Genomic DNA, 6,836 nt, shown 5'->3' with positions numbered 1-6,836 from the left:
TGACAGCAACGCCCAAGATCTTTGCTGATAGTGCTAAAAAACAAGCCCATGAAATGAATGGCATTTTAGCGTCTATGGATGATGAAGCCCTCTATGGAAAAAATCTTTACACCTATACATTCTCAAAAGCCGTTCAGAATGAACTTTTAGCACCTTATAAGATTATTGTTTTGGGTGTTAATGAAGAGGAAGTCAGTCAATCCATTCAACATCTGATGACCGATGAGAATTATGAACTTACTCTTGATGATAAAACCAAGGTCATCGGCTGTTATCAAGCCCTTGCTAAAATAGATCTAAAAGTTGATTTGAGTGATGACCCCAATCCCATGCGGCGGGCTTTGGCTTTTTGTAAAGATATCAAAACCTCTGAACGTATCCGTGATACCTTCAATTCTCAAGAAATACAGAAAGAACTGTATGATCTTCATAAGGTCTATAAAGAGACCCCGCCTCTTGACTGTACCTTTGATCATATTGATGGAACCCAAAGTGCCAAAACGCGTCATAAAGCCCTTGCTTGGCTTAAGGAAGATGCGGGGGAAAATACTTGCCGTGTGCTCACCAATGTAAGATGTCTTTCTGAAGGAGTTGATGTTCCTGCTCTTGATGCGATCATGTTTTTACACCCGCGCAAAAGCCAAGTGGATGTGATACAGGCGGTGGGGCGTATTATGCGTCGTGCCAAGGGCAAGAAGAGAGGCTACATCATTCTACCCGTTGGGGTTCCTGCTGGGATTTCTGCTGAAGAGGCTTTAAAATACAACAAGAGATACAGTGTTGTTTGGCAAGTGATCAATGCTTTGCTTTCCCATGATGAGAATTTTGAAGTAACCCTTAACCAGATGATTTTAGATCAAGACGTAAGTCATACTTTAGAGATTGTTGCCTTAAAGAGTATGACCACGGTTGAAGATAAAATCCATGTTTATGAGAAACCAGAAAGCGCGGGGCTTGAGATTGGAAAAGCAGCTTATGAACCACAACGCTATATTCATAGCGTAACAGGAAGATTACCTTTTTATAAAGAGTTTCCCAATGCCCTTAAAACCCTTTTGGCTAAAAAATTTACCCTTGCCGATTACTGGGGCATATGGGCTGGCAATGTTGCTGAAATTGCTCAAAACCATATCAATCGTCTTAAAGATATACTTTCTGATGAAACCAGTGAAGCCTTTCATGCTTTTGAGAGTTTTTATAAAGAACTCAAAAACAACTTAAACAGTGAAATCAAACAAGAGGAAGCGCTTGAGATGTTAGGACAACATCTTGTGACGCGTCCCGTGTTTGAAGCTTTGTTTGATGGCAATGAATTTGTGCAAAACAATGCTATTTCTCAAGCAATGGAAAAAATCTTAACAGAACTCGATAAAACCAATATTGAAGAGGTATCTCAAGAATTACAAGAGTTTTATGACAGCGTAAAATTCCGTGCCTCTGGAATTACCTCCCCCCCAAGCAAGACAGAACCTTATTATCAAACTATATGAGAATTTTTTTACCAAAGCATTTAAGAAAACCACGGATAGGCTTGGGATTGTTTATACCCCCGTTGAGGTTGTTGATTTTATCATTCATTCTGTTGATGATGTCTTGCGTAATGAATTTGGAAAAAGCTTAGGATCACGTGGTGTTTCTATTCTTGACCCTTTTACTGGTACCTTTATCACAAGGCTTTTACAATCAAATCTCATAAAACCAGAGGATATGGAATATAAGTTCCGTCATGATATCCACGCCAATGAGATTGTCTTGCTAGCGTACTACATAGCAGCGATTAACATTGAATCGACTTATCATAGTCTTATGAAAGGTGAATATATTCCTTTTAAGCATATTGGTTTGACTGATACGTTTCAGATGCTTGAAGAGAAAAATTTATTGCAAAAATTATTTAAAGAAAACAGTGAATATTTGGAACATCAGAAAAATCTGGATATCAAAGTTATCTTTGGCAATCCCCCTTATTCGGTAGGACAAAAAAGCGAAAACGACAATGCAAAGAATACTCCCTACCCGATATTAGATGATCGCATTCGTGAAACTTATGCTGCTCAATCTAGAGCAAATAATGTGAATAGACTTTATGACAGTTATATCCGTGCTATTCGCTGGGCTAGTGACAGAATAAAAAACCGTGGTGTTATTGGTTTTGTTACAAACGCGGGCTTTATTGATGGAAGTTCTATGGACGGTTTACGAAAATGCCTCGTTGAGGAATTTAGCAACCTTTATATTTTCCATTTACGAGGAAATGCTCGGACTTCTGGAGAACAACGCAAAAAAGAAAGTGGTGGAATTTTTGGAGAAGGTTCTCGGGCGCCTATTGCTATCTCTATTCTCGTAAAAAATCCAGAATCTCAACAACGTGGGAAAATATATTTCCGTGATATTGGAGATTATCTCACAAGAGAAAAAAAGCTTAAGACAATTAAAAAATTTGGTAGCATTGATGGTATTACACAGAGCAAACAAGGTTGGCAAATAATTACACCAGATAAACATGGTGATTGGCTTGGTCAACGTGACAACAGTTTCAACGCCTTTTTAGCTATAGGTGATAAAGGTGACAAAAAAGGTCATGGTAAAAAACTTTTTGATACTTTTTCATGTGGTATCGTAACTAGTCGCGATGCTTGGACCTATAATTCAAGCCGCGTATCTCTCACAAAAAACATACACAATATAATTACCTTCTATAACAGTGAAGTGAAACGGTTTAATGATGCTTATGGACATGTTGATCGCAGGATACGTAAAAATGCTATAAACAATTTCGTAAATTCAGATGCTAAAAAAATCAGTTGGAGCCGTGCTCTTAAACAAGATTTGGAAAAAGGAAAGTTTTTTGAATTTGAAAATGCGTGCCGTACTCTAGGTCTTTATCGTCCTTTTACACAACAGTGGCTCTATTATAATCGCACTTTTAATGAAATGGTGTATCAAATGCCGCGGATCTTCCCTATGGGAAAAGCGGTTGAAAATAGAATGATACAAATTACAGGTACAGGAGCAAAAAAAGACTTTTCTGTACTTATGATTAAGACCGTATCTGATTTTCAGGTGATAGAAAATGGACAATGCTTTCCAAGATATTTTTACAAAGACACTACGGTTTCAAAAGGTAAAAGTAAGCAACAATCCCATTTGTTTGCAAATACTACAGAAGAAAGTAAAACAGTTGGTTTACAGAGGCATGATGCCATTACGGATGAAGGATTAGCACATTTTAAAGCTGCTTATCCTAATGAAAAAATTACTAAGGATGATCTATTCTATTATGTTTACGGTCTACTTCATTCGGAAGATTATCGCTCTCGTTATGCTGATAACCTCTCTAAAGAACTGCCTCGTATCCCGTGTGTAAAGAGTGCTGATGACTTTTGGAAGTTCGTAACAGCAGGGCGTGAACTCGGTCATTTGCATGTGAATTATGAAACTGTAGAGCCTTATCCAGTGACCTTCAAAAAGGGTAATCCAAAACTAACTGATATCTCTAATCCAGAAAAATTTTATTACGTTACAGAAATGAAATTCGCTGGGAATAGTAAAGCAAAGAATAAATCAATTGTTTTTTACAACCATAATATCACAATGACAGATATACCTAAGGAAGCTTATAGCTATATTGTAAATGGTAAATCCGCTCTTGAATGGGTTATGGAACGTCAATGTGTAAAGACAGATAAAAAGAGCGGCATTGTTAATGATGCCAATCGCTATGCTGTTGAAACCATTGGCAACCCTGCTTATCCATTAGAGTTATTCCAAAGGGTTATTACTGTAAGTTTAGAGACAATCAAAATTGTTAAGAACCTACCAAAATTGGAAATTAGAGAAACTGAATAGACTTATAAAGCATGCTCACATAATGGGCATGCTAATCTTATTAAAGCCGCTTATTTATTAGTTTAAATAACAGTCTATTTTATCATCTGTTATGAGATAACTAAGATAGGAAAGAATTACGTTATCAGAAATCCTTTAATGGACTTTTGTAAACGTATCATCTTGTGAGTTGATTACCTATAATCTTTAAAAGGAGTGTTTATATGCGTTATTCTAAAAAGAAATCATTTGCACTTTTAGATACTTTTATTTGGATTGCTTTAAGACTTTTAAGAAATCCACTCTTAAACAGAATACGCTTCTTTTACATTGCCTTTAAAAGATTATATCGCAATCTCAAATGATAGCTTTATTGTTATCAGACGCTTTGTTTAAAAAGAGTTATGTATATTCATTTTGCTTATAGGTTTTGAAGGTATAAAAATCGTCAAAACCCCCTCAAAACGTATATTATTAGTTGAATTTATAGGTTGTAATGTCGATATAGGTTGTTTTTTAAAGATCTGTAAAATACTAACCACTTGAAATATAACATTTTTATTTTTTGCTATTTTTTATATAAAAGCAGCAACCGTCAAAACTCAAAACCTCTTCAAAACTCATAACCATAATGATCTTGATAGCATTTCTTATCATTATAAACTGTCTTTTGAAAATTCACTTATTATTTTTTTAAGTACCAACCTTTAAATCTATAAATACGTCTTGATAGCATTTTTATGATTATAAACCGTTTCTTTTGAAAGGCTTTAAAGGATCACATGTTTTTTTAAGACGTGTTTTAATCACTCACTAAAATCATAAGGTTATCTATTTAAATAAACTGATAAAATTCATACAAGGGATTTTAATAACGTAATCAGTTTTTACTTTCATACGCTTTTCATAAGACATGTTGTAATTACTTACTAAAATAATCATTTTGTCAGTTCAATTTATTGACACATAACTGACAAGTTTTAATCAATTCACATCATTGGTTATCTTTAAAGATTGTACTATTGATATGAGTTATGTTTTAAAAACATTAACCTATTGAAATATAATTTTTTTAATTTTTTATCTCATTAAAAAAATACTATAGGGGTTAGAGTTAACTGACTAAACTGACAAAAATGACAAAAGTCTATTAAAAGGGATTTTGCTGATCTCTATAATTATTATTCTCTCTTTAGATGTTTTCATAACGGTTTATAAATCACAATTATCCTATTTATCATTTCTCTTATGAAAATGAAAAATAATGCGGTGGCTATAAAGAAGATAACAGCTATAAAGCACGCGTGAAAAAAAGCAGGCTTTCATAATCATAAGGCATTTTCATAATCAAATGTTTCTGGTAATGCACGAATATACCATGATGCAAAGATTGGCGGTAATGCAATAATTTCAAAGAACGCAGAAATTTTTGACGATGCTTGTGTTTTTGAATCCGCATTTATTGCAGATGATGCACGTGTTTTTGGAAAGGCTAAGGTTTATGGCAATGCAAAGATTTACGGTGAAGCATGTGTATTTTGGAACTACTGGATTGATGACAATAGAAGAATCTCAACTAGGGAACAAACCAGATGAGAAAATACGAATTTACTGATGAAATAGACATGCTCTATTGTCGCCTAGTTCGTCGCATCCGTGCACTGAGAGACTTTGGAAACATCAAGAAAGGTGATCTTGGCGGTTTTATAGAGCATGAAGGCAACCTCTCTCATGAGGGCGATTGTTGGGTTGGAGATAGGGCAAAGGTTTGCAGTAATGCTCAAATTTATGAGAATGCACAAGTATTTGGACGAGCACGTATCTCATGTAATGCACGTATTTATGGAAATGCTAATTTACGGAATAGCCGAAATTCACGGTAATGCCACAATTTGTGAAAAAGCTCATATTGGTGGTGAAGCTGTTGTATGTGGTAACACATGTATTTCAGGAAACACACATATTAGTTATAATAGAAAAGCCGAACATATCCCTAGGAAAATACAGAGCGTATAAGCACTTTCTAACAACCAACCAGCCTTTTAACACAAGCGTGATTCACGCCACGGGTGAATTGCGCGCAATGTAGGAAATCAAGATGAAAAATTCCACTCTTTTAACAGAAATAGCAAGAAAATATGGATTTTCTGCTGAAGAATTTCGAGAAACAATCATAAAAACTTGTATTGGACATAAAAATGCTAGTGTCATCAATGATGCAGAATTTGCCGTTTTTCTTTTTGTTGCCAATACTTATGGACTTAACCCTTTAACAAAAGAAATCTATGCACTCCCTAAAAAAGGCGGCGGCATCATACCCGTTGTTTCTATCGACGGTTGGATAAAGATCATCAAATCAAATCCTAACTTTGATGGCATGACCTTTCAAGATCAACTCGATGAGAATGGGAATATAATTGCTATCAAATGTGCTATTCGTCTCAAAGGGATTAAAGATCCTATCGAAGTCACCGAATATTTAAGTGAATGCCAACAAGAACACAGTGAACCTTGGAAAAAATATCCAGCACGCATGCTACGTCACAAAGCTACTATACAATGTGCGCGCTACGCTTTCGGGTTTTCCGGTATTTATGAAGAAGATGAAGCCGCACGTATCAATGAAGCAAACCATAACGTACAAACGAAGTTAGTTTCTCAAGATATGCTTATAAAAATCGAAGAATTAATCGAACAAACAGAATCGGATAAAAATAAGCTTCTCTCTTATGCAAAAGTAGAAAAGCTAACAGATATGTCTTGTGAAACAGCAGACGACGTTTTGAAAATATTAGAAAGCAAGCCAAGAATTCAAAGAGAAGGCGCACTAGAATATCTCCCACCACAAGAACAAAGAACGGCGGTGTGAGATGGAACAAAGAACAGCAGAATGGTTTCAAGCGCGCTTGGGTAAAGTCACCGCATCACACATTTACAACATACTCAGTAAAACTACAAAAGGATTGCCTACAAGCAAATATGAAGACTACAAAATCAAACTCATAACA

At 35.4% G+C, this 6,836-nt stretch carries 2 protein-coding genes and 2 pseudogenes; all 4 read left to right on the top strand.

The window, feature by feature from the left end:
- Positions 1-3,849, top strand: a pseudogene (locus tag ACFIKU_RS09095) (type ISP restriction/modification enzyme); the annotation flags it as partial.
- Between the two features lie 1,571 nt (positions 3,850-5,420).
- Complete coding sequence (locus ACFIKU_RS09090) at positions 5,421-5,711, top strand: hypothetical protein (RefSeq protein ID WP_375657321.1); 291 nt, start codon at positions 5,421-5,423, stop codon at positions 5,709-5,711.
- 215 nt (positions 5,712-5,926) lie between these two features.
- Positions 5,927-6,697, top strand: coding sequence for a RecT family recombinase (locus tag ACFIKU_RS09085; RefSeq protein ID WP_375657320.1), 771 nt, complete (start codon positions 5,927-5,929; stop codon positions 6,695-6,697).
- A 1-nt stretch (position 6,698) separates the two neighbouring features.
- Positions 6,699-6,836, top strand: a pseudogene (locus ACFIKU_RS09080) (exonuclease); the annotation flags it as partial.

This window comes from Bartonella sp. CM120XJJH, assembly GCF_042194715.1.
GTDB lineage: Bacteria > Pseudomonadota > Alphaproteobacteria > Rhizobiales > Rhizobiaceae > Bartonella.
Note: the sequence above shows the minus strand (reverse complement) of the source record. Positions and strands in the feature narration are given on the sequence as shown.